This is a genomic window from Okeania sp. SIO2F4, from assembly GCF_010672385.1.
Taxonomy (GTDB): Bacteria; Cyanobacteriota; Cyanobacteriia; order Cyanobacteriales; family Microcoleaceae; genus Trichodesmium.
In genome coordinates this window covers 1-4,094 of sequence record NZ_JAAHGT010000883.1, presented here as the reverse complement: position 1 = coordinate 4,094, position 4,094 = coordinate 1, and the positions used below count along the sequence as shown (strand labels likewise).

The following is a 4,094-nucleotide window of genomic DNA, read 5'->3' as shown; positions in this document are numbered from 1 at the left end:
AGAATGTTGATAATTTCATTGTCTGAAATATTCAGGACTTATTAAAGCATTTGAGCATAGTCGCTTTACCTTTAATGGTTGGATTGGCCGTGAAGATTAGGTGATGGGGAGGTGGGAAGATGGGAAGATGGGGAGATGGGGGGATGGGGGGATTGGGAGAATATTGATGATTTCATTGTCTGAAATATTCATAACTTACGCAAAGGTACTATATATAGAGTTTAAAAACTATAACGTTATAGTTTTTAACGCTATATATGTTGTCTCTGTGTAAGTCTTAATATTATTGAGTTTTTCCCCTACACAGCAGGTAAAAAAAATCCTGACACCTTCTCTCATTACACCATTAGAGACTGTTTGTCAAAGGAATATTAAATCTAGACGTAGTAGCATGTCTAGGCTAAAACTGTGGGTAAGTTTGAGAACCTGGAAGACCTCTCCCCCAACCCCTCTCCTGCTCTTGAGAGGGGAGAGATACTCCCCCAACGCTAGTAGGGAAGGGGGTTGGGGGGCTAGGTTTTTCAACCCACATTTTAAAGCTAGACACCCTAGTAGGGTGGGTTTTGCTTACCGAAAAATTGGGTTTAAAGCCTCTCCATTCATCGAGAAAAATCCGTCGTTTGCGGAGCATTCAGTAGGATGGGATGGCGAGGTTTCCCGAAGAATGCAGAGCCGCTCCGAAGTGCGCCATATCCAATCTCCCCTTGAAAAGAAAAAAAATTCCTTTTAGGCAATCCTATCTGTTATAAAAAGAGGTAATTATTAATTATTAATTGTTGAAGCAAAGCTTTCCTACGGAATCCTCTACAAACACTATTCATGTTGTGGAGAAAAACGGCTGTCGCCGACATAAAAAGGGGGCAATACTTAGGGCTTGCTCAAAAAAGCAGAGTGTGGGGTGTGGGAAGTGTGGGGAGGGTGGTGAGACAGAGAAATTAGGAGGAATAATTGTAAGAACGTAATTTTGAACATAATAATACAGCAAAAATTAGCCAAAAATTTAGGAATGGAAATCTTACCTAAAAAAAAGCTACAGCATCTAATTGATAAGTCTGTTGAAATCCTCGAAGTTGTTTTGAATAACCAAAATATTTCTGAGCAAGAGCGAGCAAAAATTGCTTCTAGAATTCTGGAAATTGAGAATCAAGGAAGTAACAAAAACTCATTCCAGTCTGACCAGAAATCATTAAATCAACAAAATCAATCTGAAATTTCCGATGACTGGAAACAATGGATGGCTGAAAGTAAATTGCGAAACTACCCTGATACTTCAATTATTCAGGAAATGGTTAAAAGAGGAATAGATGAGCAACTTGCTATAGCAGAATTAAATCATTTAACTACTAATCCATATTTTAAAGCAAGCAATAGCATGGCGCAGTTATTAAGAAAACTCGAATCTATGTTAGAAGTCCGCCATCAAATTTCTCAACTATCTCCCAACTCTAGCTATATAGAACGCAGAAGTCATATTTCCAAAGAAGAATTTTTAGCAAAATACTATGCCACAAATACTCCGGTTGTAATTACAGATATGATGACCGAATGGCAAGCTATGTCTTTGTGGACTCCAGAATACTTTAAAACTAATTATGGCGATGCTGATGTAGAGATTCAAAATAATCGTAACTCAGATGCACAATATGAAATTAATAAAGCTCGACACAAAAGAGAATTAAAATTAAGCGAATATGTCGATATGGTTGTCAATGGCGGTGATACTAATGATTATTATATGGTTGCTAGTAATCGTAATTTTCAAAGAGATAAAATTAAGAATCTCCTGGATGATATAAATGTTTATCCTGATTTTTTAGATAGTTTAAATACTAAGGGTAAAATCAAATTATGGTTTGGTCCAGGTGGTACAATCACACCAGTACATCACGACCAAACTAACCTTATAGGTGCTCAAGTCTATGGACGAAAACTTTGGCGAATTATTTCTCCCGACCAAACGCCATTTCTCTACAATTATCAAACTGTTTTTAGTCAAGTAGACTTAGAAAATCCAGACTATAATAGATATCCTTTGTTTAGGAAAGTCAAAATTATTGAAGTAATTATTGAACCTGGAGAAATGATTTTTATTCCTATCGGTTGGTGGCATCAAGTTAAGTCGCTAAATATTAGTATTTCTCTTTCTTTGATGAACTTTATTTTTCCCAATTCCTATAAATATCAAAATCCTAGTTGAGAGAGGGAACAGGGAATAGGGAACAGGGAACAGAGAACAGGTTAAAACCCACATTCCACAGGAAAAGATATAGTACAAAATAGCACTAGAATATATATTTAAAAAAGCGGTCAGCACTCAGCACTCAGCACTCAGCAGTAAATGTGAACGAAGGGGAATGTTACCCCTCCGCGCACCTTCCGGTTTATAGAAACCGGGGATTTAAACGATCGCTCAAAAAGCTGAAGGCCGCAGTTCCTCCGCAGGAGGCTAGCGTATGGGCTAAAAGCGAGCTAGCTAGTTAAAATTTATTTGGAGGTGAACAAATAATGCAATTTGAATCCAAAATAGAAATTAATGCCAATCCAGAAAATATCTTTAAAGTTTATTCAGAAGTAAACCAATGGTCAAATTGGGACCCAGATACTAAATATGCACATCTTCATGGAGATTTTGCTGATAATTCATTGATTGATTTACAAACTAAATCTGGGTACGTTCAAATTAGGTTGGTAAAAGTAATTAAGAATAAGTTGTTTATTAATGAATCAAAATTACCTTTATGCACTATCAGGTTTGAACATATTCTTGAACCATTTGAAACTAAAACTTTAGTTACACACAAAATTATATTTTTGGGAATTTTAAAATACATTTTTTCACTTTTGTTAGGCTCTCAAATGAAAAAATCTTTATCTCAAACACTTTTAGCTTTAAAAGATTTCGTAGAATCATAAAGAAGGAAGAAGGAAAGTACATGAATCTATAGCAGTCCTATTTTATTTGTGTATAAAAATATTACTGCTTTTCGAGAATAGAGAATAGGCAACGCGCAAGAGTTTCGGAATTTACTTCTAGTTTTTGAATTGTTACAAATTATTTGAGGATTGCTATATTAAGAAAATTGCTTTCTTCTACTATTTCTCTTTCATTAATTGATAATGAATAATGGATAATTACCTCAATGAAAACCAAGAGGATTGAATACAAGGAAATCTCCTAGTACTTTTCTTCCCTTGAAATATAAGGCTTTAAACCCAATTGATTAATTATCAATTATCCATTGGTAAAAATTCCCTTAATAATTCTTACTCAAAACCGAATCTTCCTGAGAGCTATTCTTTTTATTCTTTAATTTTTATTTATCATCAAAAAATTGATGCTATAATCTTAAGTTGATTAAAAAATAAGGTCTCAAGCCTCGGTTTCAGCCAGAGGTACTGATAACTGATAACTGATAACTGATAACTGAAATGACCACAACTGTAAAAGTTAAAACAGAGTATGAAGCGATTATTGGTCTAGAAACCCATTGTCAGCTTAGTACCCAAACCAAAATTTTCTCTAATTCCTCCACAGAATTTGGTGGCACTCCCAATACCAACATTGATCCAATATGTATGGGAATGCCAGGAGTATTACCCGTACTTAATCAAAAAGTTCTAGAATATGCCGTCAAAGCAGGATTGGCCTTAAATTGTCAAATTGCACCCTACAGTAAATTTGACCGGAAACAATATTTTTACCCAGACTTACCCAAAAATTATCAAATCTCTCAGTATGACTTGCCCATCGCTGAACATGGTTGGCTAGAAATAGAAATAGTAGATGAGGATGGTAGTGCAACTCGTAAAAAAATTGGTATTACCAGACTGCACATGGAGGAAGATGCGGGTAAATTAGTCCACGGAGGTAGCGATCGCCTAGCTGGTTCAACTTATTCAATGGTGGATTACAACCGTGCTGGTGTACCATTAATTGAAATTGTCTCAGAACCGGATATACGTTCTGGACTAGAAGCTGCTGAATATGCTCAAGAACTAAGGCGAATTGTCCGCTACCTTGGAGTTAGTGACGGTAATATGCAGGAAGGTTCCCTGCGGTGTGATGTTAATGTTTCTGTGCGACCTGTGGGACA

Annotated in this window: 3 protein-coding genes; all 3 read left to right on the top strand. The window is 36.0% G+C overall.

Annotation, left to right across the window (positions count from 1 at the left end; translation table 11 throughout):
- The first annotated feature begins 964 nt into the window (after positions 1–964).
- Positions 965–2,197, top strand: coding sequence for a cupin-like domain-containing protein (locus F6K22_RS34410; RefSeq protein ID WP_293108780.1), 1,233 nt, complete (start codon positions 965–967; stop codon positions 2,195–2,197).
- A gap of 308 nt (positions 2,198–2,505) precedes the next feature.
- On the top strand, positions 2,506–2,913 hold the full coding sequence (locus F6K22_RS34405; protein WP_293108777.1) for an SRPBCC family protein: 408 nt from the start codon (positions 2,506–2,508) through the stop codon (positions 2,911–2,913).
- Positions 2,914–3,429: 516 nt separating this feature from the next.
- Positions 3,430–4,094, top strand: a 665-nt coding sequence (gene gatB / locus F6K22_RS34400; RefSeq protein WP_293108774.1) for an Asp-tRNA(Asn)/Glu-tRNA(Gln) amidotransferase subunit GatB, incomplete at its 3' end; no start/stop codon positions are given.

Excerpts from the sequence above, each read along its gene's own strand:
- F6K22_RS34405 (WP_293108777.1), top strand. The coding sequence starts at position 2,506 with ATGCAATTTGAATCCAAAATAGAAATTAATGCCAATCCAGAAAATATC.